This is a genomic window from Mycobacterium sp. MYCO198283, from assembly GCF_021213805.1.
GTDB lineage: Bacteria > Actinomycetota > Actinomycetes > Mycobacteriales > Mycobacteriaceae > Mycobacterium.
Map to the genome: position 1 here is coordinate 252,495 of NZ_JAJQJI010000005.1, position 25,483 is coordinate 277,977.

General features: G+C 71.8%; 28 protein-coding genes. 19 read left to right on the forward strand and 9 right to left on the reverse strand.

The window, feature by feature from the left end:
• Positions 1–144: 144 nt before the first annotated feature.
• Positions 145–555, forward strand: coding sequence for a transcriptional regulator (locus LV457_RS12045; protein ID WP_232171400.1), 411 nt, complete (start codon positions 145–147; stop codon positions 553–555).
• Here the strand turns inward: LV457_RS12045 and LV457_RS12050 are convergent.
• From LV457_RS12050 to LV457_RS20120, 3 genes are all read right to left on the reverse strand, one after another.
• On the reverse strand, positions 549–1,682 hold the full coding sequence (locus LV457_RS12050) for a hypothetical protein (protein WP_232171401.1): 1,134 nt from the start codon (positions 1,680–1,682) through the stop codon (positions 549–551). The genes LV457_RS12045 and LV457_RS12050 overlap by 7 nt on opposite strands.
• A complete protein-coding gene (locus LV457_RS12055; RefSeq protein ID WP_232171402.1) occupies positions 1,679–2,170 on the reverse strand; it encodes an ImmA/IrrE family metallo-endopeptidase in 492 nt (163 codons plus the stop codon). Before LV457_RS12055 ends, LV457_RS12050 begins: the two co-directional genes overlap by 4 nt.
• A 66-nt stretch (positions 2,171–2,236) precedes the next feature.
• Positions 2,237–3,493 (reverse strand): hypothetical protein, encoded by a 1,257-nt coding sequence (locus LV457_RS20120; RefSeq protein WP_232171403.1) that lies wholly within the window; start codon positions 3,491–3,493, stop codon positions 2,237–2,239.
• A 181-nt stretch (positions 3,494–3,674) separates the two neighbouring features.
• Here LV457_RS20120 and LV457_RS12065 point away from each other — a divergent pair, with 181 nt between their 5' ends.
• The 8 genes from LV457_RS12065 to rraA all read left to right on the forward strand — a co-directional run bounded on the left by LV457_RS12065 (position 3,675) and on the right by rraA (position 8,928).
• The gene (locus tag LV457_RS12065; RefSeq protein ID WP_232171404.1) at positions 3,675–4,331 is read left to right on the forward strand and encodes a DUF6474 family protein; all 657 of its coding nucleotides are present in this window, start codon (positions 3,675–3,677) and stop codon (positions 4,329–4,331) included.
• A 4-nt stretch (positions 4,332–4,335) separates the two neighbouring features.
• Positions 4,336–4,848, forward strand: a complete 513-nt coding sequence (locus tag LV457_RS12070) for a hypothetical protein (protein WP_232171405.1) — start codon at positions 4,336–4,338, stop codon at positions 4,846–4,848.
• Between the two features lie 44 nt (positions 4,849–4,892).
• Positions 4,893–5,513, forward strand: a complete 621-nt coding sequence (locus LV457_RS12075) for a YcnI family protein (protein ID WP_232171406.1) — start codon at positions 4,893–4,895, stop codon at positions 5,511–5,513.
• A complete protein-coding gene (locus tag LV457_RS12080; protein ID WP_374198824.1) occupies positions 5,510–6,025 on the forward strand; it encodes a copper resistance protein CopC in 516 nt (171 codons plus the stop codon). Before LV457_RS12075 ends, LV457_RS12080 begins: the two co-directional genes overlap by 4 nt.
• A complete protein-coding gene (locus LV457_RS12085) occupies positions 6,022–6,939 on the forward strand; it encodes a CopD family protein (RefSeq protein WP_232171407.1) in 918 nt (305 codons plus the stop codon). The genes LV457_RS12080 and LV457_RS12085 overlap by 4 nt, the downstream gene beginning before the upstream one ends.
• Before the next feature lie 98 nt (positions 6,940–7,037).
• Positions 7,038–7,634, forward strand: a complete 597-nt coding sequence (locus LV457_RS12090) for a hypothetical protein (protein ID WP_232171408.1) — start codon at positions 7,038–7,040, stop codon at positions 7,632–7,634.
• 44 nt (positions 7,635–7,678) lie between these two features.
• Entirely contained in the window at positions 7,679–8,431 is a 753-nt protein-coding gene (locus LV457_RS12095) for a MerR family transcriptional regulator (RefSeq protein WP_232171409.1), read from the forward strand.
• Positions 8,432–8,448: 17 nt separating this feature from the next.
• Entirely contained in the window at positions 8,449–8,928 is a 480-nt protein-coding gene (gene rraA / locus LV457_RS12100) for a ribonuclease E activity regulator RraA (RefSeq protein WP_232171504.1), read from the forward strand.
• Here rraA and LV457_RS12105 read toward each other — a convergent pair.
• A complete protein-coding gene (locus tag LV457_RS12105; protein WP_232171410.1) occupies positions 8,925–10,397 on the reverse strand; it encodes an NAD(P)/FAD-dependent oxidoreductase in 1,473 nt (490 codons plus the stop codon). The genes rraA and LV457_RS12105 overlap by 4 nt on opposite strands.
• A gap of 77 nt (positions 10,398–10,474) precedes the next feature.
• On the opposite strand from LV457_RS12105, the gene LV457_RS12110 reads away from it, so the two are divergent.
• The 3 genes from LV457_RS12110 (at position 10,475) to LV457_RS12120 (ending at position 12,973) form a co-directional block, all read left to right on the forward strand.
• Positions 10,475–11,113, forward strand: coding sequence for a TetR/AcrR family transcriptional regulator (locus tag LV457_RS12110; RefSeq protein WP_232171411.1), 639 nt, complete (start codon positions 10,475–10,477; stop codon positions 11,111–11,113).
• Positions 11,114–11,148: 35 nt separating this feature from the next.
• Positions 11,149–12,357, forward strand: a complete 1,209-nt coding sequence (dinB, locus tag LV457_RS12115; RefSeq protein ID WP_232171412.1) for a DNA polymerase IV — start codon at positions 11,149–11,151, stop codon at positions 12,355–12,357.
• 64 nt (positions 12,358–12,421) lie between these two features.
• Entirely contained in the window at positions 12,422–12,973 is a 552-nt protein-coding gene (locus LV457_RS12120) for a TetR/AcrR family transcriptional regulator (protein ID WP_232171413.1), read from the forward strand.
• Here LV457_RS12120 and LV457_RS12125 read toward each other — a convergent pair.
• Together LV457_RS12125 and LV457_RS12130 are read right to left on the reverse strand one after the other, a co-directional pair.
• Positions 12,940–13,950 (reverse strand): PHP domain-containing protein, encoded by a 1,011-nt coding sequence (locus LV457_RS12125; protein WP_232171414.1) that lies wholly within the window; start codon positions 13,948–13,950, stop codon positions 12,940–12,942. The genes LV457_RS12120 and LV457_RS12125 overlap by 34 nt on opposite strands.
• Before the next feature lie 23 nt (positions 13,951–13,973).
• The gene (locus LV457_RS12130; protein ID WP_232171415.1) at positions 13,974–14,537 is read right to left on the reverse strand and encodes a TIGR03086 family metal-binding protein; all 564 of its coding nucleotides are present in this window, start codon (positions 14,535–14,537) and stop codon (positions 13,974–13,976) included.
• Between the two features lie 73 nt (positions 14,538–14,610).
• Between LV457_RS12130 and LV457_RS12135 the strand changes: the two genes are divergently transcribed.
• Positions 14,611–15,459: an LLM class F420-dependent oxidoreductase gene (locus LV457_RS12135; RefSeq protein WP_232171416.1), complete on the forward strand. Its 849-nt coding sequence runs from the start codon at positions 14,611–14,613 to the stop codon at positions 15,457–15,459.
• Between the two features lie 350 nt (positions 15,460–15,809).
• Here the strand turns inward: LV457_RS12135 and LV457_RS12140 are convergent, their stop codons facing one another.
• The 3 genes from LV457_RS12140 to LV457_RS12150 all read right to left on the reverse strand — a co-directional run bounded on the left by LV457_RS12140 (position 15,810) and on the right by LV457_RS12150 (position 22,493).
• Entirely contained in the window at positions 15,810–17,279 is a 1,470-nt protein-coding gene (locus LV457_RS12140; RefSeq protein WP_232171417.1) for a glutamate synthase subunit beta, read from the reverse strand.
• The gene (gene gltB / locus LV457_RS12145) at positions 17,272–21,882 is read right to left on the reverse strand and encodes a glutamate synthase large subunit (RefSeq protein ID WP_232171418.1); all 4,611 of its coding nucleotides are present in this window, start codon (positions 21,880–21,882) and stop codon (positions 17,272–17,274) included. The genes LV457_RS12140 and gltB overlap by 8 nt, the downstream gene beginning before the upstream one ends.
• Before the next feature lie 320 nt (positions 21,883–22,202).
• Positions 22,203–22,493: a WhiB family transcriptional regulator gene (locus LV457_RS12150; protein WP_232171419.1), complete on the reverse strand. Its 291-nt coding sequence runs from the start codon at positions 22,491–22,493 to the stop codon at positions 22,203–22,205.
• Between the two features lie 149 nt (positions 22,494–22,642).
• Here LV457_RS12150 and LV457_RS12155 point away from each other — a divergent pair, with 149 nt between their 5' ends.
• The 6 genes from LV457_RS12155 to LV457_RS12180 all read left to right on the forward strand — a co-directional run bounded on the left by LV457_RS12155 (position 22,643) and on the right by LV457_RS12180 (position 25,481).
• Positions 22,643–23,359 (forward strand): helix-turn-helix transcriptional regulator, encoded by a 717-nt coding sequence (locus LV457_RS12155; RefSeq protein ID WP_232171420.1) that lies wholly within the window; start codon positions 22,643–22,645, stop codon positions 23,357–23,359.
• 30 nt (positions 23,360–23,389) lie between these two features.
• Positions 23,390–23,866, forward strand: a complete 477-nt coding sequence (locus tag LV457_RS20125; RefSeq protein WP_305071243.1) for a hypothetical protein — start codon at positions 23,390–23,392, stop codon at positions 23,864–23,866.
• A gap of 74 nt (positions 23,867–23,940) precedes the next feature.
• The gene (locus LV457_RS12165; protein WP_232171421.1) at positions 23,941–24,081 is read left to right on the forward strand and encodes a hypothetical protein; all 141 of its coding nucleotides are present in this window, start codon (positions 23,941–23,943) and stop codon (positions 24,079–24,081) included.
• The gene (locus tag LV457_RS12170) at positions 24,078–24,890 is read left to right on the forward strand and encodes a DUF4226 domain-containing protein (protein WP_232171422.1); all 813 of its coding nucleotides are present in this window, start codon (positions 24,078–24,080) and stop codon (positions 24,888–24,890) included. Before LV457_RS12165 ends, LV457_RS12170 begins: the two co-directional genes overlap by 4 nt.
• Before the next feature lie 10 nt (positions 24,891–24,900).
• On the forward strand, positions 24,901–25,209 hold the full coding sequence (locus tag LV457_RS12175; RefSeq protein ID WP_232171423.1) for a type VII secretion target: 309 nt from the start codon (positions 24,901–24,903) through the stop codon (positions 25,207–25,209).
• Complete coding sequence (locus tag LV457_RS12180; protein ID WP_232171424.1) at positions 25,206–25,481, forward strand: DUF2694 family protein; 276 nt, start codon at positions 25,206–25,208, stop codon at positions 25,479–25,481. Before LV457_RS12175 ends, LV457_RS12180 begins: the two co-directional genes overlap by 4 nt.
• Positions 25,482–25,483: the final 2 nt, after the last annotated feature.

Sequence of the window (25,483 nt, forward strand, 5' to 3'; positions counted from 1 at the left end):
CGACGCGGTCACGGGCTCGCCCTAGAATCGACACCGGCGCTAATTTTTCCGTGGTTTGCACTTGGTTGAGTGCAGAACACTCGCTACCATGATCAGCAAATGCGCGTAAGGATGCGCCCGCATCGCCAGCGCTGGAGGTCCCACATGAGCAAGACGTTCGCTGCTCGCCTGAACCGACTCTTCGACACCGTGTATCCGCCGGGTCGCGGGCCGCACACGTCCGCCGAGGTGATCGCCGCACTGAAGGCCGAGGGCGTCACGATGTCGGCGCCGTACCTCTCCCAGCTGCGGTCGGGCAACCGCACCAACCCGTCCGCGGCGACCATGACCGCGCTCGCGAATTTCTTCCGCATCAAGCCGGCGTACTTCACCGACGACGAGTACTACGAGAAGCTCGACAAGGAGCTGACGTGGCTGGCAAACATGCGCGACGAAGGTGTGCGCCGCATCGCCGCGCGCACCATCGGACTGTCGCCGGAGGCCCAGGAGGATTTGGTGGCCAAGGCGGAGGAACTGCGCCGCCGCGAGCAGTTGGACAATCAGGACACTCAGTAGGCGGGCACTTCGGCGGCGCGACGGGCAGCGCCTTCGGTTTCCAATTCCCGGTACTGCCGAGCGATCTCCAGGATCCATTCCCGGTCCGCGTGGCTGTCGGGCTGCCGTAGCCAGCCGAGTCCCGGGAACTCCGCGTCCTCGCCGGACGCGATCCAGCGTGCGAGCCGCTGCGCCTGCTCGACGGGCGTGACGTCGGGCACGGTCACCGTTTCCAGTTCGCCGCGCCACTCCTGCGGTGTCAGGCCGCGGTTGCGCGCCGCCGCGGTGGTGGCTTCCAGGTACAAGCCGTCAGAGATGAGCGACATCCGTTCGGCGACGCGGAAGGCCAGCGGCCCGCGCGGCCGGACACCGATGCCGGCGTCCGGGTGCCGGGCCGCCAGCTCCGCCGACAGCGGCTCGATGAGGCGCATTTCGCGCCGCGACCCGAACCAGTCCTCGATGGTGGGCAGCAGCGAACCGGCCGCCACCACGATCATCGCGCCCGCGAACAGCGTGACGGCCGCCCCGACGCCGACGAACCGCGTGTTGCCGACCGCGCGCAGCAGGAAGAACGCGCTGGCGACCACGATGAGTCCGATGCCGACGGTGAACACGAACAGCGCCCGGCCGCGGCGGCTGCGGCTGGAGTAGCGCATCCCCACCCACGCGACGACGGTGAGCAGCAGCATCACGTAGAGCAGCGGCACCAGCCAGCTCAGCGACACGTGCGGCGAGTCGAGGTTGCGGCGCAGGTACTCGTCCGGCGCCATCACCGGCTGCTGGCCGTCGGTGAAGAACAGCGCCAGGCTGATGGCCGCGATCACCCCGGCGATGCCGTACTGCACGTAGGACAGCCGCCGGACCTTGGTCGCCGGCCCGTTCGACGAGACGCTGGTGATCATCACGCAGCAGCCGGCCGCGCAGGCGATCAGCGCCACCTGCGACAGCGCGAACGTGACGTTGGGCCAGTGCAGCGCGGTGTCGAGGAGCAGGGCCAGCGGCTGCCAGTTGAACGCGGCGACCACGGCGAGGCTTCCGAGGGCGACCATCATCGCGGTGGACACCACCGACTGCTTGTTCACCATCGCCCAGCCGACCCGCAGCCCCGTGGCCAGTGCGAGCAGCCCGGCGATCACCCACACGATCACCCGAAGGCCTCCCCGAGGCGGACCTGCACGATCGACGACCGGTCCGAGGGCAGCCGGCCCAGGCGGTACAGCAGCAGTGCGGCGAAGTCCTCCGCTTCCTGCTCGACGTCCTCGCCGCCGGGCCCCATGCAGCCGGTTCGCTGGTTGAGCATGTAGCCGATGAGGTCGTCGCTGGCGAGTTCGACCCTGCTCTTCGCGGCCTCCACGACGTGGATGCCCTCGTGGCCCAGCACCAGGTGGCCGAGTTCGTGTGCGAGCGTGCGGTCCCAGGCCGGCAGCCCGCGTTGGATGAGAAACACGTCGTGGTCGGCGTATTGCCGCCACTGGCCGCACACTCCGGCCGGCAAGTCGGCGGTCTCGATGTCGATGGGCCGGCCACGGTCCTCGCTGACGGCACGCACGAGGCGCGTCAGCGAAATTTCGCCGCGGCGGGGGGCGAGATCGAGCACAGCGGCCACAGCCCGAGTGACCCGGCGGCTGGCAGGCATGCGACCCCCCTCTCGAATTCCGGTCGGCCACTCACCTTTAGTAGACACCCGACCGTGACGTGCCGACTACCGATCGAGGAAGCGTGAGATCCCCGTCGTCCGCACCGCATGCCCCACCTTGGCCTGACGGTAGCCGATGAACCCACCTACCGCTGCGAGGAGCGCGATGCCGGTGACCCCCGGAATGGCCATCAGCAAGAGATCGGCGATCGTGGCGGTCCGCAGGTAATCGCTGTAGCCGCTGCGGAATCCGTCCGGCAGCTGGGCGAACCCACCGCGGTCCGACGTCGCCGGCGCGGCGCTGGGACGCGGGTCGGTTGCCGGCGGCCGCACCGCCGGTGCCGGAGCTGCGGGCAGGTTCGGCGGCCCCGCGGCCGACGCATCGGCGCCGATCGGTGCGGGCGTCGAGACCGTCGGCACCGACACCATGATCAGCGGCACCGGCGGGACCGGCAGCGGCGGGATCACCAGCGGCGGCACCAAGAGCTGCATGCTGGAGAACATTGCCGAGCGGGCGGCCTGGCCGGGGTCGGCCAACGGTGCCGGCTGCTGCGGCGCCGGCTGCTGCGGCTGATGTGACCCGCCACCTCCGCCGCCGCTTTTGCCGGGCTGTTCGCCGGGATTTCCGCCGGGGTTCTGACCGGGATGCTCGCCCGGGTTGTCCCCGGGGTTCTCCCCGGGATTGTCACCCGGGTTGTCGCCGGGGTTTTCACCAGGATTCTCGCCCGGGTCGTCACCGGGATTGTCACCCGGGTTGTCGCCGGGGTTCTCACCAGGATTCTCGCCCGGGTTGTCACCGGGATTGTGTCCGGGCCCCCCCGGACCGCAGTGGTGGTCAGGATCGTCGGGATCGTCAGGGTTGTGCGGGTGATGGCGCGGACGCGGCCCCGCAGGTCGGGGGTCCTGGCCCGGGTCTCGGGGACCGTCGGGCCGCTCGCCGCGAGGTCCGGCGTCGTCGCCGCGGGGCCTGTCGGGCCGTTCGCCGCCGGACCCGCCACCCGATTGGCCGTCGGACCGCGATCCGCCGCCGCGTTCGTCGGAACCTCGCTGCGAACCAGCGCCGCGAGCGCTGCCGGCGCGAGCGCCGGAGTCATTGCCGCCGCGGGCGCTGCCGGTGCTGCCGCGGGCGCTGGAGTCGCTGCCGCCGCCACGCGACCCGTCGGAGTCGGACGCGCCGGACCGCTGTGGTGACCGCTCGGACCCCGGGCGGGGTTTAGGGTCGGCGACGGCGGTGGCGATGCCGAACCCGCCGGCACCGCCGGCCAGCAGCCCGGCAGCCACGACGGCGGCGGCTGCCGCCTGACATACGCGCGACCGCTCCACGATTTCCTCACCATGTACGCACGGCGCCTGGTCGGCGCGCGCCGCGTCCGGCCATTGTTCCACATGTGCGCGGGCGAAAGTAGCCATCGGGCGGTGTCAGGTTGCACTGCGAAAACCGGCGCTGGGGTGGAGCGATAGGGTGAGGCCCGGTAGCGACGGAACAGACGGGAGACAGCCGCCGATGGGCCTGTTCACCAAGCGCAAGAGCCGTGCAGTCCGGCGCGCCGAGGCGCGGGCGGTCATCAAGCGCGCCAAGATGGAGGCCCGGCTGGCCGCGCGCAACGAAGCGCGCCGCTTCAAGTCGTCGCAGCGCGCCGAGCTCAAGGCGGTGCGGGCGCAGTTGCGCGCGCAGCGCGACAGCGACCGCGCCGCACTGCGGGCCGCCGAGCTGCAGCTCAAGGCGGTCCGCGAGGGAAAGCTGTTGTCGCCGACCAAGATTCGTCGCGCGCTGACCGTCACCCGGCTGCTGGCCCCGATCATCGTCCCGGTGGCCTACCGCGGCGCCATGGCGGCCCGCGGCATCCTCGACGAGCGCCGCGCCGAACGGCTGGGCGTGCCGCTCTCCCAGCTCGGGCAGTTCTCGGGCCACGGCGCCAAGCTGTCGGCGCGCATCGCCGCCGCCGAACAGTCGCTGCAACTGCTCGCCCAGCGCAATCCGAAGGACGGCGAGACGCAGCAGTTCGTCGCCGCCATCACCGGCCGGCTGACCGACTTGAGCGCGGCCGTCACCGCCGCGGAGAACATGCCGCCGCAGCGCCGGCGCGACGCGCACGCCGCGATTGCCCGGCAGCTCGACGGCATCGACGCCGACCTGATGGCGCGCCTCGGCGTCGCCTGAGTTGGTGGCGCCGGCTGCACCGACCGCCCGCCTGCGCGGCGCGGCGTGCGGGCTCGCCACCGCGGCCCTGGCGCTCGCCGCCCACGCGGCAGCCGGCGGCGCGCCGTCGGGCGGCGGGGCCGCCGCGGGCGCGGTGGTCGCGGTGACGGTCGGCGCGGTGGCGGGACAGGCGCGCCGCCCCGGACCTGCGCACGTGACGGCGTTGCTCGCCGCCGGCCAGGCCGCCGCGCACGTCGTCTTCGAAGCGGCCGGCCACGGCCATGCCGGCGGGTCGCCGGCGGCGCCCATGCTCGCCGCCCACCTGCTGGCCGTGGCCGCCGCCGCGCTGCTCATCGCCGCCGGCGACCGGCTGTGCGGCGCCCTGTCGGCGGTGGCGACGGCGCTGCTGCAGCCCCGCGCCGGCGTCGTCGCGGATGTCTCCCGAACGTTCGTCGCGGCCGATCAGCCGCCGCAGTGGGCGCTGCTGCGTGTCGCGTCGATCCCTGACCGAGGTCCCCCGTCGGGCGCACTGCGCTGACCTTCGCCCCGTTCGCGGGGTCCCCGACGACCGTAGGAACCTCCATGTCCCCTGTTCTTCGGCGTGCGCTGTACGCCACCATTCCCCTGGCCGCGGCCGCCACAGTCGCTGCCCCCACCGCCGCCGCCCATGTCCACGTCGACGCCGACGACCTCGTCCGCGGCGGGTCGGCCACGCTCGAGTTCCGGGTGCCCGGCGAATCGGACACCGGTGCGCTCACCACGGCGTTGCGCGTCGAACTGCCCGACGTGACCTCCGCCCGCACCGAGCTGATGCCCGGCTGGTCCGCGCGGCTCGACCGCGACCCGGCTGCCGGGACCGTGCGCGCGGTCACCTGGTCGGCCGTCCCGGGCACCGGCATCTCGTCCGACCAGTTCGCGGTGTTCCGGGTGCGCGTCGTGCTGCCCGACGCCGACACCGCCGCCTTCCCCGCCGTCCAGACCTACAGCGACGGCACCGTCGTGCGTTGGGATCAGCCGACGCCCGCCGACGGCACCGAACCCGAGCATCCGGTGCCGGAGCTCACCTTGGCCGCCGCGGACGGCCCGACGTCGGCGGTCGCCGCGCGGCCGGCGGATGCGACCGCCCGGTGGCTCGGTGGGGTGGCGCTGGTCGCCGGGATCGCGGCGCTGGTCGCCGCACTCACGGTGCGGCGGCGGTCGTGAGGCTCGTGGCGGGCGTGGTCGCCCTGCTGGCGGTGCTGGCGTGGCCGCTGCCGGCGACGGCGTCCGCGCACGCCGCGCGGGTCGGTGCGGAACCGGCGGCCGACGCGGTGCTCGACGCCGGCCCGACGCGGGTCCGCGCCACCTTCAACGAGGCCCTGCAGCGTGAGTTCGCCTCGATGACGGTGGTCGGGCCCGACGGCAACCTGTGGTCGGCGGGGGACGCGGAGGTCACCGGCGCCGCCATCAGCGTCGGTGTGCGGCCGCTCGGCCCGGCCGGTCCGTACACCGTCAACTATCGCGTGACGTCGGCCGACGGGCACGTGGTGTCGGGCTCGTGGACCTTCCACCTCAGGGTGGCCGGCACCGGTGAACCCGGTCCGTCCGCTGCGGCGCCGGATGTCGGAACCGGTCTCCCGGCCTGGCCGTGGCTGCTCGGCATTCCGGCCGTCGTGCTCGCCGCGGGCGGGCTCGCCGGCCTGGGGTGGGTGCGCCTGCGGCGCCGCGGTCGGTGACGCGCCCGGCGATGGGCGCGGCGGCCGCCGGCCTGGTCGCCGCCGCGCTGATCGCGTTCCGCGCGCTCGGTGGCGCCGATGCCGGTGTCACCGCGATCCGAGCGTTCGCGGACGGCGCGGCGGCGCTCACCCTCGGCCTGGCGCTGGCGCCGGCGCTCGAGGAGCCGCGGCACCGCCCGCGGATCACCGCCGCGATCGGGCGGCCGTTGCTGGTGGCGGCCGGCTGCTGGCTCGTCGCCGAACTGCTGCGGATGGCACTGGCCGCCGCGGCGGCCGCGGCGGTGCCCGTCTCCCGGCTGCCGCTCAGGGTGCTCACCGACTTCGCGTTCCACACCGCGCCCGGCCGTGCGGCGGTGGCGACGGTGGTGGCGGCCGCGGTGGTCGGCGGAGTCGCGGCCGCCCGGGTGCCCGGCTCCGGTGTCGCCACGGCCGTCGCCGGTATCACGGCCGCCGGCATCGCCGCGCGGGCGGTCACGGGACATCTGGCCGACCAGCCGGTCGCGGCGGCCGCGGTGGCGGTGCACGCCCTGGCCGCCGCCGCCTGGGTGGGCACGCTGGCGGGGCTGGTGCTGGTCGTGCGACACCGGGGCGGCTGGGCGCGGGTGCTGCCGCGGTTCTCTCATCTTGCGCTCTGGTGCTTCTCGGCGGTGATCCTGAGCGGGGTGGTGGCGGCGGTACCGGCGATCGGGTCGGCGGCCGCGCTGATCTCCACCGGATACGGCCGGTTGCTGCTCGCCAAGGTGCTGCTCGCGGCGGTGTTGGGGGTGCTCGGCTGGCGGGGCCGCACGCTGTGGACGCCGGCCGCCCGCGCGCACCGCGCGACCGCCGGCCGATCCGGTGCCCGGCTGCGGGTGGAGGTGGCGGTCATGGCGGTCGCCGTCACGGCCGCCGCGGCACTGGCGGTGACGGGGTGACTCCGGTTTCGCCTGGACCGGCGGCTGGCAAGATGGGTACCACTTGCGAAGCAACGGCCCGGCCCGGTCGCTGCGCTCGCCCTGGAAGGAGTGGCCACATGGCGGACGAGCAGGATCGACCCGAGACACCGCACCCGCCTCGCGGCGCGGCATCCCCCGGGCCGGCCGACTCGCCCGCGGCGCCGCCGAAGAAGCAGGCCGCCAAGAAGACGCCGGCGAAGAAGGCTCCCGCTAAAAAGACGGCGGCGAAGACGCCGGCCGCGAAAAAGACGCCGGCGAAAAAGGCGGCCGCGAAGACGCCGGCGAAAAAGGCCGGACAGCAGCCGGCGGCGAAGGCCCCGGAGCAGCCGCCCGCCAAGAAGGCCGCAAGAAAGGCGGCCGAACAGGCCGTCGAGTCGGTCAAGACGGTCGAGTCCCCCAGCAAGGACAGTCCCGCGCCGCCGCCCGAGCCACCCGCGGCTGCCGAGCCACCCGCTGCGCCCGAGCCACCCGCTGCGCAGGAGGCCGCCCCCGCGAACCGGCGAGCCGGCGCCGACACCGTGGCAGCACAGGCGAAGGCGACAGTGCAACGCGCACCCGATCCGCTGGCCGGCGCCGCCACGCCGTGGCCGCCGCAGTCGCGCGCCGCCATCGGGATTGCCGTCCTGGTCAGCCTGCTGGCGGTCCTGTTGATCCGGCGACTGCAAGACGACTGACCGGCGCTTGACCCTGACGCGGCGTCAGGCGCCATAGTGAGCGCATGGACGTCAGAACGGTCGGGGCCGTCGCCGCGCTGACCGGCGTGTCGGTGCGCACACTGCACCACTACGACCACATCGGCCTGGTGGTGCCCAGCGTGCGCACCACCGCCGGCTACCGCGGCTACACCGACGCCGACGTCGAGCGGCTGCACCTGGTGCTCGTCTACCGCGACGCCGGGCTGCCGCTCTCCGACATCCGACGACTGCTCGACGATCCGGCCGTCGATGTGCTCAGCCAGCTGCGGCGTCAGCACGCACTGCTCAGCGCACAGGCCGACCGGCTCCAACACACCATCCTCGCCGTGGAGAAACTCATGACCGCACACCGATCAGGACTGCAACTCACCGCCGAAGAACAGGTGGAGGTGTTCGGCACCACCCGGTTCGGCGACGAGTACGCCGACGAGGCGCGCGACCGCTGGGGCGACACCGACGCCTGGCGGCAGTCCCAGCAACGCGCCGCGCGGTTGACGAAGTCCGACTGGCAGCGCGTCAAGGCCGACGGCGATGCGCTCCTGGCCGATCTGGCGCACGCCAAGCGGACCGGCGTCACGCCCGGATCACCCGAGGCCGACGCGCTGGTGGCGCGCCACCGGGCCGCCATCGAGCAGTTCTACGACTGCCCGCCGGAGTTGCACATCGGGCTGGCGGAGCTCTACCTCGCCGACGAGCGGTTCACCCGGTACTACGAGGACGCCGAACCGGGGCTGGCCCAGTTCGTGCACGACGCCATCGTGGCCGCATACTCCTGACTGTGAGTAACGCACCGATCGACCCCCGCGCGACCGCCGACCTGGTCGACGACATCGGCCCCGAGGTCCGCAGCTGCGACACCCAGTTCCGGCAGTTCGGCGGGCGGGATGTCTTCGCCGGACGCATCACCACCGTGCGGTGCTTCCAGGACAACGCGCTGCTGAAGTCGGTGCTGTCCGAACCCGGCGACGGCGGCGTGCTCGTCATCGACGGGTCGGCGTCACTGCACACCGCGCTGGTCGGCGACGTGATCGCCGGCCTCGGCGCCGACAACGGCTGGGCCGGGATCATCGTCAACGGCGCCGTGCGCGACAGCGCGGCGCTGCGGGGTGTCGACCTGGGCATCAAGGCGCTGGGCACCAACCCGCGCAAGTCGACCAAGACCGGAGACGGCGAACGCGACGTCACCGTGGAGATCGGTGGCGTCGCGTTCGTACCGGGTGAGATCGCCTACAGCGACGACGACGGCATCGTCGTCACCGAGGCGCCGCGCTAGACGGAGACCGGGGTGCGCTGCCGGCTGAAGTGCAGCGCCTCGTCGTCGACCTTGCCGTAGCGGATCAGCCGCAGGTCGAGCATGTAGTTGTGGTTGAGGCGCCACGGCAGTTTCGAGCCGGCCTTGGGCAGCCAGTCGAGGGCGCGCAGCACGTAGCCCGGCGTGAAGTCCATCAGCGGACGCTCTTCGACGTCGGGCCCGGGCCGCGACGGCTCGACGCAGTCGTAGCCGTGGGCGTCCATGTAGTTGAGCACCCGGCACACGTACTCGCTCACCAGGTCGGCCTTGAGGGTCCACGACGCGTTGGTGTAGCCGATGGTGAACGCGAGGTTCGGCACGCCGGAGAGCATCATCCCCTTGTAGGCCATCGTCTGGTTCAGCTCGATCGGCTCGCCGTTGCGGTGCAGGGTCGCCCCGCCGAACAGCTGCAGGTTCAATCCCGTTGCGGTGATGATGATGTCGGCCGGCAGCTCCCGGCCCGACGTCAGCAAGATGCCGTTCTCGGTGAACCGCTCGATGGTGTCGGTGACCACCTCGGCCTTGCCCTCGCGGATGACCTTGAACAGATCGCCGTTGGGCGCCAGGCAGAGTCGCTCGTCCCACGGGTTGTAGCGCGGGCCGAAGTGCTTCTCGACGTCATAGCCCTCGGGCAGCCGGCGCTCGGCCATGGTCATCAGCGTCTTGCGCATGAACTTCGGGTAGCGGCGCGCGAGGCGGTACTGCGCGAACTGGAACAGCACGCTCTTCCACCGCACGAGGAACGACGAAACGCTCTGCGGCAGCGGGGAATTGTTCACCCGGTCGGCGAACGGGTCCTTGGCGGGCAGGGTGCCGATGTAGGTCGGCGAGCGCTGCAGCATGGTGATGTGGCCGACGCCGGTCTTCACCATCGACGGGATGAGCGTGACGGCCGTGGCGCCGCTGCCGATCACGACGACGTTCTTGCCGGCGTAGTCGAGGTCATCCGGCCAGTGCTGCGGGTGCACGATCGTGCCGCGGAAGTCCTCGGCGCCCGGGAACTTCGGAGAGTAGCCCTGGTCGTAGTTGTAGTAGCCGCTGGCGGCGAACAGGAAGTTGCACGTGATGGTGCGCTCTTCGCCGTCGACCTCGACGCGGACCGTCCACTGGCCCTCGTCGTCCGACCAGTCGGCGGAGACCACCTTGTGGCGGTAGCGGATGTGTGAGTCGATGCCGAACTCGGCGGCGGTCTCCTTGAGGTACTCCAGGATGGCGGGTCCGTCGGCGATGGCCTGCGCCGATGTCCACGGCTTGAAGCGGAAGCCGAGCGTGAACATGTCGGAGTCCGACCGGATGCCGGGGTACTTGAACAGGTCCCAGGTGCCGCCGAGATTGTCGCGGCGTTCGAGGATCGCATAGCTCTTGGTGGGACAGCGGTCCTGCAGGTGCCAGGCGGCGCTGATGCCGGAGATGCCGGCTCCCACGATCACGACGTCGAGGTGTTCGGTCATGGGACCGACGGTATCAACAACGCGTCGATGTAGTCAACACCGTGTCGAGAAAGTCGACGTGGCGTAAAGTCGAGGCCATGACCGCAGTGCCGACCTCCGCCCCGCGCGGCCGTCGCTCCTCCCGGCCGTCGGGGGACGATCGCGAGCAGGCCATCCTCCGCACGGCCGAGCGGCTGCTCGAGGACCGCCCGCTCGCCGACATCTCCGTCGACGACCTGGCGCGCGGCGCCGGGATCTCGCGCCCGACGTTCTACTTCTACTTCCCGTCGAAGGAGGCGGTGCTGCTGTCGCTGCTCGACGCCATCGCCGCCGAGGCCGACGCCGCCCTGCAGCGCCTGGTCGACGCGCCGCCGGCCGAGCTGGCCGCGCTGTGGCGCACGGGCATCGAGGTGTTCGTCGAGACCTTCCGGAGCCACCGCGCCGTCGCGCGCGCGGCCGCGGCCGTCAAGTTCACCAACGCCGAGGTCCGCCGGCTGTGGTCGGAGTTCATGCGCAAGTGGGTCGCCCACACCACCGCCGTCATCGAGGCCGAGCGCAGCTACGGCGCGGCGCCGGTCACGCTGCCGGCGGAGGACCTGTCGACGGCGCTGAACCTGCTCAACGAGATGGTGCTCGCGGCGGCGTTCGCCGGGGAGGAACCGGCCGTCCCCGACGACCGCATCCTCGACACCCTGACCCACATCTGGACGAGCACCATCTACGCCCCCCGCAGCTGACGTCGGCGCCGCTTGTCGGACCGTCATGCGAACATATGTTCGTGTCCGGAGTGGAGCAGGCGACCATCCTGCACGCCGACCTCGACTCGTTCTACGCGTCGGTCGAGCAGCGGGACGACCCGTCGCTGCGCGGGCGCCCGGTCATCGTCGGCGCCGGGGTGGTGCTCGCCGCGAGCTACGAGGCCAAGGCGTACGGGGTGCGCACCGCGATGAACGGCCGCCAGGCACGCCGGCTCTGCCCGCAGGCGGTCGTGGTGCCGCCCCGGATGTCGGCCTACAGCGAGGCCAGCGCCGCCGTATTCGACGTTTTCCGCGACACCACGCCGCTGGTCGAGCCGATCTCCATCGACGAGGCGTTCCTCGACGTCGGCGGCCTGCGCCGCATCGCCGGCGGGCCGGTCCGCATCGCCAACCGGCTGCGCGGTGACGTGCGGCGGCGGGTCGGCTTGCCGATCACGGTGGGAATCGCCCGCACGAAGTTCCTCGCGAAGGTGGCCAGCCAGGTCGCCAAGCCGGACGGACTGCTGCTGGTGCCGCCGGACCGCGAGCTGGAGTTCCTGCGGCCGCTGCCGGTGCGGCGACTCTGGGGCGTTGGCGCCGTGACCGCCGACAAGCTCCAGGCCCACGGCATCGAGACCGTCGCCGATGTCGCCGACCTCGGCGAGAGCACCCTGCAGTCGCTGGTCGGCCGGGCGATGGGACGTCGGCTCTATGCGCTGTCGCACAACATCGACAGCCGGCGGGTCGTCACCGGTCCGCGCCGCCGCTCGATGGGCGCCCAGCACGCGCTCGGCCGGCGCAGGCTGTCACCCGACGATCTCGACGCGACGGTCGCCGCGCTCGTCGACCGCATCGCGCGGCGCCTGCGCACCGCCGGCCGCAGCGGGCGGACGGTGGTGTTGCGGATGCGCTTCGACGATTACGGCAGAGCCACCCGCTCCCAGACGCTGGCGCGGTCGACGGCGGCCACCGAGCCATTGCTTGCCGCCGCCCGCTCGCTGGTCGACGCGGCCCGGCCGCTGATCGCCGAACGCGGCCTGACGCTCGTCGGGTTCACCGTCACCAACATCGACCGGACGGGCTCTGCGCAGCTCGAACTCCCGCTCGACGGTGACGATCACCGGTTCGCGCTCGACGCCGCGATGGACTCGGTCCGCAGCCGCTACGGCACCCGGTCGGTCACCCGGGCGACATTGCTGACCCGCGACCCGGGGGTGGAGGTGCCGTTGCTGCCGGAGTACTGACGGACATTTGCTGTGTAGCCGCCGACGGCCGTGGGTATAGCGGGCTACCACAAAGGAGGTTCGGATGCGGGTGACGAAGGAGCAGGCCGCGCTCAACCGGCAGCGGATTCTCGACAGCGCGATCCGGCTGTTCGGTGAGCGCGGCGTCGATCGGGTCGGCGTCGCCGAGGTGATGGCCGACGCCGGGTTCACCCACGGCGGGTTCTACAACCACTTCTCCTCCAAGGACGAGCTCGTCGTCCACGCGGTCCGCACCTCCTTCGAACGGTCGCTGGAGGCGGTGCGCCGCAACGGCACCGACCCGGAGCGGGCGCGTCCGGACAGCGCCGACTTCGGCGAATGCCTCAACGCCGCCATGCTCTCGGAGTCGGCCACCAAGGACGGCGGCCTGTCCGAGGTGTACGCCGACGGCCTGCGCCGCTTCCTCGACGTGCTCGCCGAGCGGTTCGGGGACCGCCGTCGCGCTGCCGACGCGTTGGCCCGCTATGTGGGCACCCGCGTGCTGTGGCGGGCGGTCGAGTCGTCCGACCCGGCGCTGGCCGGTGAGTTCACCGCGGCAACCACCGGCGCGCACAACGGGGTTCACCGCAGCGCCGAGGCCCACTCCACCAGCTGATCGGCCGGCCAGGTGTTGACGATCCGCTCGGCGGGCACGCCGGCGTCGAGCGCCCGCTGAGCGCCGTAGCCCAGGAAGTCGAGTTGCCCCGGGGCGTGGGCGTCGGTGTCGATCGAGAACAGGCAGCCGATGTCGCGAGCCAGGTCGAGCAGTCGCCGCGGCGGGTCGCGCCGCTCGGGCCGAGAGTTGATCTCCACCGCGGTCCCGTGCTCGCGGCACGCCGCGAACACCGCCTCGGCGTCGAATTGCGATTCGGCGCGCAGGCCGCGTGATCCGGCGACGAGCCGGCCCGTGCAGTGCCCGAGCACGTTGACCCGCGGATGCGACACCGCCCGCACCATGCGGCGGGTCATCGCCGCGGCGTCCATCGACAGCTTCGAGTGCACGCTGGCGACCACCACGTCCAGCCGGTCGAGCAGCTCGGGTTCGCAGTCCAGCGAGCCGTCGTCGAGGATGTCGACCTCGATGCCGGCGAGTATTCGGAACGGCGCCAGCTGCTCCCGCAGCTCGTCGAGCACGTCGAGCTGGGCGCGGAGCCGCTCGGGCGACAGGCCGTTGGCCACCCGCAGCCGCGGCGAGTGGTCGGTGAGCGCACAGTAGTCGTGCCCGAGCCGGCGGGCCGTCGCCATCATCTCCTCGATCGGCGCCGACCCGTCGCTCCAATTCGAGTGCACGTGCAGGTCGCCCCGCAGCGCGGCTCGCAGTTCGCCGCCGCCGAGATCCGCTGCGGCGCGCCGTAAGTCGGCCAAGACGTCGGGCTCCCGGCCGGCGCACGCCTGGGCGATCACCGCGGCGGTCTTGGGTCCGATGCCCGGCAGCGTCTGCCAGCTGTCGGCGGCTGCGTGGCGTTGCCGCGTCGCGTCGTCCAGCCCGTCGAGCACGTCGGCCGCCCGGCGGTACGCCATGACCCGCCGCGGGTCCTCGCGGGCGCGGTCCTTGTAATACGCGATCTGCCGCAGCGCGTCGACGGGGTCCACGGCTTCCAGTGTGCCTGCGCCGGTCACCCCCGCCAGGAGGGGTCGCGGCCGCTGCGGCCGATGATGCGGTCGAGCACCGGCGCGTCGTCGGGCACGGGCACCGCGGGGCCGAACAGGCCCTCGGTGCCGGCGGCGTCGAACTGCTGCAGGTGCTCGAGGCAAGCCTGTGCGGTGGCCGGATCGACGTCGTAGGGCTGGCCGGATGCCACCGCGACGTCCCAGCCGTGGATGACCACCTCGGCCAGCGCGACCCCGCCGGCGACCTCACCGGGCAGGTCGACACCGCCGGCCCGGGTCATGCCGGTCCAGGCGTCGGCGTCCTGCCAGGCGGCGGCCAGCTCGGCGAGGTGCTGCGGGTAGGCGCTGCGCCAGTCCGGGTCCAGCGGCGTGGGGCCGGGCGGGGAGTCGGTCCACTCGCCGAGATTCTTCTGTGCGGCGGCGGTGAATGCCTGGGCGAGCATGCCGACGTGCGCGAGCAGATCGCGCAGCCGCATGTCCGCGCACGGGGTGGGCGCGTCGAGCAGGTCATCGGGTACGGCGGCGACGATGCCGGCGGTTCGGCGGCACGCCGGGCTGATATCGATCATGCCGGTACCGACTCGCCCCGCTCACGAAACTCATCGTGCGCGCTGTCACGAAGCGGGACTAGCCTCGGGAGTCGTGCGCTTCGCCTTCAAGACCTCACCGCAGAACACCACCTGGGCCGACATGCTCGCCGTGTGGCAGGCCGCCGACGACATCGACGTCTACGAGTCCGGCTGGACGTTCGACCACTTCTATCCGATCTTCTCCGACTCCACCGGCCCGTGCCTGGAGGGCTGGATCACGCTCACCGCGCTGGCCCAGGCCACCACCCGGCTGCGGGTGGGCGTCCTGGTCACCGGCATCCACTACCGGCATCCCGCCGTACTGGCGAACATGGCCTCGGCGCTCGACATCGTCTCCGGCGGCCGGTTGGAGCTCGGCATCGGCGCCGGCTGGAACGAAGAGGAGTCCGGCGCCTACGGCATCCCGCTCGGCAGCATCAGGGAGCGCTTCGACCGGTTCGAGGAGGCGTGTGAGGTCCTCACCGGGCTGTTGACGCAGGAGACCACGACGTTCCAGGGCCGCTACTACCAGCTGACCGACGCGCGCAACGAGCCGAAGGGGCCGCAGCAGCCGCACCCGCCGATCTGCATCGGCGGCAGCGGCGAGAAGCGCACGCTGCGGATCACCGCGCGCTACGCACGGCACTGGAACTTCGTCGGCGGCCCACCGGAGGAGTTTGCCCGCAAGCGCGCGGTGCTGGCCTCGCACTGCGCGGACATCGGCCGCGACCCGGCCGAGATCATGACCAGCGCACATGTCCGGCTCGACGACGCCCACGACGTCGGACGGGTGGTCGAGGAGGCGGCAGCACTCGGCGCGGAGGGCCTCGATCTCGCGATCGTCTACCTGCCGCCGCCCTACGATCCGGCGGTGCTGGAGCCGCTCGCCGAGCGCATCAGGGACTCGGGACTGCTCGGCTGAGCGCCGATCACGAAACGATAACAGTCAGCAAAGGTGGGGCCGGCTCGATGCACTCCGGGCGCAGGCCGCTACACGCCGTAGCGCAGCAGGTCCTCCATGGTGACCAGGCGTTCGCGCCTGGCGGGGAACTCTCGGCTCTTCATCGGGTGTCGAAGCAATGACCAGGCCATACGCCCCACCCGGGTTCTCGGTATCGGGTTGTGATACACAGCGATCACTTCCTGCGGTCGAGCAATTCGTTATTGACGCGGGTGACTACGTTATCTCGTCTTACCCACCCGCGACCATTTAACACCTCGCCCAAGCAAACACCCGCCGACGCGCCGAAAGCCTCGACGACAGGTTGAGAGCTACCGCTGCGGCGCGGCGGTCGGCTTGATCGGCGCCGGCAGCGCCGTCACGCCCATCAGGTAGCGGTCGACGGCAGCCGCGGCGGCGCGGCCCTCGGCGATCGCCCACACGATCAGCGACTGCCCGCGGCCCATGTCACCGGCCACGAACACACCCGGCACCGACGTCTCGAAGTCGTCGTTGCGCGCCACGTTGCCGCGGTCGGTGAAGTCGACGCCCAGCTCGGTCAGCAAGCCCTCGCGCTCCGGCCCGACGAAGCCCATGGCCAGCAGCACGAGATCGGCGTCGAGCTCGAAGTCCGAGCCCTCGACCTTCTCGAATTTGCCGTTCTTCATCACGACTTCGTGCACCTTGAGGGAGCACACGTGGCCGGACTCGTCGCCGCAGAACTGTTCGGTGTTGACCGAGAACACCCGCTCGCCGCCCTCTTCGTGCGCCGAGGACACCCGGAACTGCAGCGGATACGTCGGCCACGGCGTCGTCTCCGCGCGGCTCTCGGGAGGCCGCGGCATGATCTCGAACTGGTGTACGCTCACCGCGCCCTGGCGGTGCGAGGTGCCCAGGCAGTCGGCGCCGGTGTCGCCGCCGCCGATGATCACCACGCGCTTGCCCTTGGCGGTGATCGGCGGCTCGCCGTCGTCGCCCAGCACCGGATCGCCGAGCTGCACCCGGTTCGCCCACGGCAGGAATTCCATCGCCTGGTGGATGCCCTCGAGGTCGCGCCCGGGGATCGGCAGGTCACGCCACGCGGTGGCGCCCCCCGCCAGCACGACGGCGTCGAACCGCTCGCGCAGCTCGTCGGCGGTGATGTCGACACCGACGTTGCAGTTCGTCACGAACTTCGTGCCCTCGGCGCGCAGCTGGTCGAGGCGCCGGTCGATGTGGCGCTTCTCCATCTTGAATTCGGGGATGCCGTAGCGCAGCAGGCCCCCGATGCGGTCGGCCCGCTCGAACACCGTCACGTCGTGACCGGCGCGGGTGAGCTGCTGGGCCGCGGCGAGCCCGGCCGGACCCGAGCCGACGATGGCGACCGTGCGGCCGGTCCGCAGGTCCGGCAACACCGGCACCACCCAGCCCTCGTCGAAGGCGTGGTCGATGATCTCGACCTCCACCTGCTTGATGGTCACCGGGTCCTGGTTGATCCCGAGCACGCACGCCGCCTCGCACGGGGCGGGGCACAGCCGGCCGGTGAACTCCGGGAAGTTGTTGGTCGCGTGCAGTCGCTCGATGGATTCGCGCCAGCGGTTCCGGTAGACCAGGTCGTTCCACTCCGGGATGAGGTTCCCGAGCGGACAGCCGTTGTGGCAGAACGGGATGCCGCAGTCCATGCAGCGAGCCGCCTGGGTCTGCAGCTTGTCGAGCGGGAAGTCCTCGTACACCTCGCGCCAGTCGCGCAGCCGCAGGTCCACCGGCCGGCGCTGCGGGGTCTCGCGGACGGTGTACTTCAGGAAGCCCTTCGGATCAGCCACGAGCCGCCGCCATGATCGCCTCGGCCACTTCTTCCGGGCCCGCGCCGCGGCGTTCGGCTTCCGCGATCGCCGCCAACACCCGCTTGTAGTCGCGCGGCATCACCTTCACGAAATGCTTCAGTTCGTCGCCCCCGCCTCGCAGGATTCGTTGCCCGACCGCGGAATCGGTGGCCGCCACGTGCTTGCCGAGGATCTCGCGCAGCCACTGCGCGTCCTCGGCGTCGAGCGGCTCGAGGTCCACCATCTCGGTGTTCAGCTGCGCGGGGAATGCGCCGTCGGGGTCATAGACGTAGGCCACGCCGCCGGACATGCCCGCGGCGAAGTTCCGCCCGGTCGGCCCGAGGATCACGACCTTGCCGCCGGTCATGTACTCACAGCCGTGGTCGCCGACGCCTTCGACGACCGCGTGGGCGCCGGAGTTCCGCACCGCGAACCGCTCACCGACGACGCCGCGCAGGAACGCCTCACCGCTGGTGGCGCCGAACAGGATGACGTTGCCGCCGATGATGTTCTCCTCGGCGACGTAGGACGGCGGCGCCTGCCGCGACGGCCGCACCACCAGCCGGCCGCCCGAGAGTCCTTTGCCCACATAGTCGTTCGCGTCGCCGAACACCCGCAGCGTGATGCCGCGGGGCACAAAGGCGCCGAAGCTGTTGCCGGCCGACCCGTCGAACGTGATGTCGATGGTGTCGTCGGGAAGTCCCTGCCCGCCGTAGGCCTTCGTCAGCTCGTGGCCGAGCATGGTGCCCACCGTGCGGTTGACGTTGGAGATGGTCGTCGAGAACTTCACCGGCGTCTGCGAGTCGAGCGCCTCGCGGCTCATCACGATCAGCTGCTGGTCGAGCGCCTTGTCCAGGCCGTGGTCCTGGCGCGAGCTGCAGTAGTAGTCCTGGTTCATGAACGCCGACTCGGGCTCGTGCAGCACCGGCCGCAGGTCGAGCTTGCGGGCCTTCCAGTGCTCGGCCGCCCGGGTGGTGTCCAGTGCGCCGACCTGGCCCACCGCCTCGTTGATGGTGCGGAACCCGAGCTGCGCCAGCAGTTCCCGCACCTCCTCGGCGATGAACATGAAGAAGTTCTCCACGAACTCGGGCTTGCCGTTGAATCGCGCCCGCAGCACCGGGTTCTGCGTCGCGACGCCCACCGGGCAGGTGTCGAGGTGGCAGACGCGCATCATGATGCAGCCGGACACCACCAGCGGTGCAGTCGCGAAGCCATACTCTTCGGCGCCGAGCAGCGTCGCGATCATCACGTCGCGGCCGGTCTTGAGCTGGCCGTCGACCTGCACCACGATCCGGTCGCGCAGGCCGTTGAGCAGCAGCGTCTGCTGGGTCTCGGCGAGGCCGAGCTCCCACGGCGCGCCGGCGTGCTTCATCGAGGTCAGCGGCGTCGCGCCGGTGCCGCCGTCGTGGCCGGAGATCAGCACCACGTCGGCGTGCGCCTTGGAGACGCCGGCGGCCACCGTCCCCACGCCGTTCTCGGAGACCAGCTTGACGTGCACGCGGGCCTGCGGGTTGGCGTTCTTCAGGTCGTGGATCAGCTGCGCCAGATCCTCGATCGAGTAGATGTCGTGGTGCGGCGGCGGCGAGATCAGGCCGACGCCCGGCGTCGAGTGCCGCACCTCGGCCACCCACGGGTACACCTTGTGGCCCGGAAGTTGGCCGCCCTCACCGGGTTTCGCGCCCTGGGCCATCTTGATCTGGATGTCGGTGCAGTTGCTCAGGTAGTGGCTGGTGACGCCGAAGCGGCCCGACGCCACCTGCTTGATCGCGCTGCGGCGCCAGTCGCCGTTCTCGTCGCGCTCGAAGCGGCTGACGTCCTCGCCGCCCTCGCCCGAGTTCGACCGGGCACCGAGCCGGTTCATCGCGATGGCCAGCGTCTCGTGCGCCTCGGCGCTGATCGACCCGTAGCTCATCGCGCCGGTGGAGAACCGCTTGACGATCTCGCTGGCCGGCTCGACCTCGTCGATCGGGATCGGCTTGCGCACACCGTCTTTGAACTGCAGCAGCCCGCGCAGCGAGGCCATGCGCTCGCTCTGGTCGTCGATAAGGCGGGTGTACTCCTTGAAGATCGAGTACTGCCCGGTGCGGGTGGCGTGCTGGAGCTTGAACACCGTGTCCGGGTTGAACAGGTGGTACTCGCCCTCGCGGCGCCACTGGTACTCGCCGCCGACCTCGAGCTCGCGGTGTGCGCGCTCCTCCGGCCGGTGCAGGTACGCCAGGTTGTGGCGGGCGGCGACGTCGTCGGCGATGTCGTCGAGCTCGATCCCGCCGGTGGGGCAGGAGAGCCCGGTGAAGTACTCGTCGAGCACTTGCTGGCTGATGCCGATGGCTTGGAACAGCTGGGCGCCGGTGTAGGACGCCAGCGTCGAGATGCCCATCTTCGACATCACCTTGAGCACGCCCTTGCCGGCGGCCTTGATGTAGTTCTGCAGCGCGGTTTCGCGGTCGATGGTCGACGGTGCCTCGCCGGCGGCGCCGAGCACGCCTCTGTCGAGCATGTCCTCGATGGACTCGAACGCCAGGTACGGGTTGATCGCCGCCGCACCGAAGCCCACCAGCGCCGCCATGTGGTGCACCTCGCGGGCGTCGCCGGCTTCGACGACGAGGCCGACCTTGGTGCGGCTGCGCTCGCGCACCAGGTGGTGGTGCACGGCCGCGACCGCCAACAGCGACGGGATCGGCGCATAGCGCTCGTTGGACTCCCGATCGCTCAGGATGATGATGCGGGCGCCCTCGTCGATGGCGGCCGACACCTGCCGGCGCACGTCGTGCAGCGCGGCCCGCAGGCCGGCGCCGCGCTGGGCCACCGGGTACAGGCAGCGGATCACCTTGCTGCGCAATCCGTGCCGCCGGCCGCCCACCTCCTGGTCGGGGTCGAGGTTGATGAGCTTGGCCAGCTCGTGGTTGCGCAGGATCGGCTGCGGCAGGATGATCTGCCGGCACGAGTCGGCGTCGGGGTTCAGCAGGTCGCCCTCGGGGCCGAGGGTGCCCTGCAGGCTGGTCACCACCTCTTCGCGGATCGCGTCGAGCGGCGGGTTGGTGACCTGCGCGAACAGCTGCTGGAAGTAGTCGAACAGCATCCGCGGCCGCTGCGAGAGCACCGCGATGGGCGTGTCGGTGCCCATCGAGCCGATGGGTTCGGCGCCGGTGCGGGCCATCGGCGCGACGAGCAGGTTCAGCTCCTCGTAGGTGTAGCCGAAGGCCTGCTGGCGCAGCACGACCCGGTGGTGCGGCATCCGCACGTACGGTCCCTGCGGCAGCTCGCCGAGCGGAACGAGCCCGCCGTCGAGCCAGTCGCGGTAGGGCTGCTCGGCGGCTAGCCCTGCCTTGATCTCCTCGTCGGAGACGATGCGGCCCTGCGCGGTGTCGACGAGGAACATGCGGCCGGGCTGCAGGCGCAGCCGGCGCACCACCGTGGCGGGGTCGAGGTCCAGCACACCGGCCTCCGACGCCATGACCACCAGGCCGTCGTCGGTGACCCAGATGCGCGACGGCCGCAGGCCGTTGCGGTCGAGCACGGCGCCGACCACGGTGCCGTCGGTGAAGCACACCGACGCCGGCCCGTCCCACGGCTCCATCAGCGAGGCGTGGTACTCGTAGAACGCGCGGCGCGCCGGGTCCATCGACTCGTTGCGCTCCCACGCCTCCGGGATCATCATCAGCACCGCGTGCGGCAGGCTGCGTCCGCCCAGGTGCAAGAGCTCCAGCACCTCGTCGAACCTCGCGGTGTCGGAGCCGCCGGGTGTGCAGATCGGGAAGAGCTTCTCGACGCCGCCGTGGCCGAACAGGTCGGTGTCGATCAGCGCCTCGCGGGCCCGCATCCAGTTCTCGTTGCCGGTGACGGTGTTGATCTCGCCGTTGTGCGCGACCCGGCGGTAGGGATGCGCGAGCGGCCACGACGGGAAGGTGTTGGTGGAGAACCGGGAGTGGACGATGCCGAGTGCACTGGCGACCCGCTCGTCCTGCAGGTCGAGGTAGAACGCCTTGAGCTGCGGCGTGGTGAGCATGCCCTTGTAGACGAAGGTCTGCCCCGACAGGCTCGGGAAGTAGACGGTCTCGCGGCCCGGCCCGTCCTGGCCGGGTCCCTTGGTGCCCAGCTCGTGCTCGACGCGCTTGCGCACCACGTAGACGCGGCGCTCGAGGTCCATGCCCTCGGCGCCGGCGACGAAGAGCTGCCGGAAGGTCGGCATCGCGTCGCGGGCGAGCGCGCCCAGCGAGGATTCGTCGGTGGGCACCTCGCGCCAGCCGAGCGTCTGCAGGCCCTCTGCCTCGACGATCTTCTCGACCTGCGAGCAAGCCATCGCGGCGTCCTTGGACGACTGCGGCAGGAACGCGATACCCGTGGCGTAGCTGCCCAGCGGCGGAAGGTCGAAGTCGACGACGGCACGCAGGAATTCGTCGGGGACCTGGATCAGGATGCCCGCGCCGTCGCCGGTGTTGGGCTCGGCCCCCTGGGCGCCGCGGTGCTCGAGGTTCAGCAGCGCGGTGATGGCCTTCTCGACGATGTCGCGACTGCGGCGACCGTGCATGTCGACCACCATCGCCACGCCGCACGCGTCGTGCTCGTAAGCGGGGTTGTACAGCCCGTTCTTGCTGGGCTTCATACCGACCTGACCCTTCAGAGAAGCTGGTCTATCGCCACCGGGAATCCGCTCGGAGCGCGCGCCGTTGCGAGCCCCGATGGACTTGTCAGAGCTGTGCGGTTTCGGGTGTCGACGTGCGGCGTTGCACGGCGCTCCTGTCCGGTCGCGACAAGTGGTCAAAACGATATGTCAAACAGTGGCTGACATGCCAACTTAGTCGGTCCTAAGCTACGCTGCCCCGCCCGCTTCGACCGCGAGGGCCGGCGCCGGACACGACGACGGGGCCGTGACCACCCCTCGACAGCGCCGAAGCGCCGTGGTCACGGCCCCGTCGGGACTCCTCACGAACGGACGGGATACCCGCCCCGCTCCGCGAGGGAGCGCAATTGCCGCAGTGCGTGGTTGCGGCCGCGGCCGCCTTCGGGGATGTGGATCCCCGCCCACATGCCCTGCGCGCCCGGGATCTCGCACGCTTCCCGAGCGCACAGCCAGCGGCGGGGGCAGGCGCGGCACACCGCCTTGGTGCTGTCGTCCGTGGCCTCCATCCAGCGGTCCGGATCCTGCGTGCAGGCGCCGACGGGCGAATCGGCCAACGAATTGACGATGGTGTCCGGGCTCAGCGCCAAGGTCATCGGAAGCTCCTAGCGGTCGGATAGCCGGCGGATCCGGCGATGTGCAGAACTGTAGCGCTCAATCCGTAGCACCGCAACGCTTTGGCAGCACGCCGCCGGCGTAAGCGTCGAAGACCGAGGCGAGCCGGGTCGCTGGCTACACTGATCAGGTGACGGCCGACGGCGAGGTGTCCGAGGACCCGGGCATCGCCCGAGCGGGTGCCGCGGTCGCCGCTCGACGGCGTGAGCTGGACATCAAGCAGCGCAACCTGGCGAAATACAAGATCATCAACGCCGGCGCGCTGATCTCGTTCGAGAAGGGCCGCAGCTGGCCGCGGGAACGGACGCGGGCGAAGCTCGAAGAAGTGCTGCAGTGGCCGCCCGGAACCATAGCGAAGATACGGTACGGCGGAGCGGTGCCCGGCGCGGCCGCGGAGACCGCCGCCGACGACGGCGAGGCCGCCCTGATCGTCGGCGCCGTCGACGTCGCGCTCAAGACGTTCACCGCGGCGGTCGAGGCGCTGCCCGCCGACACCGACCCCGCGTTCCTCGACCGGGCGACCGTGATCGTCGCGGACCTGCGCAAGCTCGAGACGGTCGTGGCCCGCGCCGCGCGCCGCAGCCGCGGGACGCCCGCCGTCGTGAAAGCGCTCAGCGCGGTGCGCACCACGCACGACGCCCTGGTCTTTCGCGTCGCCGCGCTGCCCGACGCGCCGCTCGGTCCCCGGCTCTACGCCGCCCGGCGCCGCGCCAACCTCACCGCCCCCGAGCTCGCGGCCGCGGCCGGCGTGCCCACCGAGACGGTGACCGCCATCGAGGAGGGCCGGCCGGCGTCGGACGGCGACGTCGCCGCGGTCACCGAACTGCTCGCCGCGATTGGTGCGTGACGCCGCGCCGCGGTGGCCGATACTGGGTCGGTGGGTCGCCGACAGGTCGTGAACGACGTCGCCGAGGTGCTGACGCGCGCCCAGTCGCTGTATGCACCCGAGCCGGCCGTCCCGCGCGACGCCGGCCCCGACCTCGCCGCGGCCGCCGACGCCGTGCGCTCCGAACAGTCCCGCGCCGCCGACATGTCCGGCACCGCGCTGGAGAACTTCGGCGACGTCGCCGGCCTGCACCCCGCCGACCTGGAGATGTTCGCCGCCGCAGAGAGCCGGCTCTCCGCCGCGTTCGCGCAGGCCGCCGAGCTGCAGGCGACGGGCGGCGCGTCCACCGCGGCGCTGCTCGACAGCATCGACCGGCTCAGCGACCTCGGCGCGCTCGCCGACTCGCCCGCCGCCGAACGGGCCGTCCTCACCGCCGTGCTCGCGCTGGTGCGGCGCCAGCAGCAGCTGCTGAGCGATCAACAGCAGCAGGCCCGGGAGCTGGCGGACGGCGTCGGCGGGCTGTTCTGACCGCTGCGCCGAAAACGGTGCTGAGCAGGCCGCGCGCGCAGCGTTAGGGTTGACGCAACGGAAGGGAGCACCCGGTGGACGCACGCGTTGCCGCAGAACTCAGCAACGTACTGACCGCGCTTGAGCATGCCGGCGAGCTCTTCGGCACCACCCCGCCCGACGCACCCACCTCCTTCGTGCTCGCGGCCGGGGGCGACGGCGAGCTCGCCCGATGACGGTCGACGCGCTGCAGGGCCGGGCCGGCGAGGCGCTCACCGACCTGCACGCCGACCTGTCGCAGCGCTACCGCGGCCTGCAGGCGTCGGACGCGGCGCTCGCCGACGCGCTGCTGTCGGCCCGCGCGGTCACCGACGGCGGCCGGCAGCGGCTGCACGAGCTGCAGCAGCGGCTGCGGGCACTGCTCGACGACCCGGCGACCGCGCTGGACACCCCCGCCGGCCAGCGCCAGCTGTTGCTGTTCCTGCGGGGCATGGTCGGGGAACTGCGCGGCATCGTCGACGACGGGGTCCTGCGCGACGAAGACCAGGCCCGCCTCACCTCGGCGCTCGGCGGCGACTACCCGGCGCCGGCGGCGTCCCCGGCCCCGGCCGCAGGCGCCGCCCCGGCGGCAGGCGCCGCGTCGCCGCTGGCGGGGCTGGCGTCGGGACTGATGCAGGCGATGGGTGGGCTGGCGGCCGCGGCGAACCCGGTGCCGCTGCTCACCGCGGCCGCGCAACCACTGGTCGGCCTGGCCTCGGAGCTCCTCGGCTCCGCCGGGTCCGCCGGCGAGCGCGGTGCCGACGAGCGCGGTGCCGACGAGCGGGTGGCCGACGAGCGGGTGGCCGACGAGCGTGATCCGACACCGCGCCGCGACGCCGCCGGCGACGACGCGACCGACGCGGACCCCGACGAACCGCCGCGGGCCGACGATTCGCACGACCCGCCCGCCGACGACGCGCCCGAGGACACGGCGCCCGACGAGCCGCCCGAGCGACCGATCGATCCGCCGGCCGGCGCGCCGCCGACGCGACCCGCTGCGAGCTGAGAGGACCGCCATGGCCGACCGCACCATCCGGGTCACCCCCGAGGCGCTGCTGAAGATCGCCGGCTCCCACGACCGGATCGCAGACGAACTCGCCGCCGCCCGGCGTGCCGGCGAGGACATCCTGGCCGCCGCCGCCACCCACGGGCCGATCATGCACCGCTTCAAGCGGGCGGTCCGTGACGCCGTGGCGCGCCGCGACGAGGCCTTCGCCGCCCAGGAGGCCCGGCACCGCACCGCGGCGACCGCACTGCGGCAGGCCGCCGCCAGGTTCACCGAGCAGGAAGACGCCAACGCCGCCGCCACCAAGCGCCTGTCATGACGCCCGAATCGTTCGACGCCGTCTCCCCGGACAACCTCGTCTACGTCCGGGTCGCGGTGCAGGGCCACACTCTCGGCGTGCAGATCGAGGAGGGGGCCATGCGCCTGCCGGCGCACGAGATCGCCCGGCGCATCATGGCCTGCAACGACGTGGCCTACCTGCGGGGGCAGCTCGCGATCCGCCAAGCGTTGGAGCGCAGCCAGATACCGGTGGACGACATGCCCACCGAAGCCGACCTGGCGCAGGCCGAGCGGAACCTACGGGAGATCTAGCA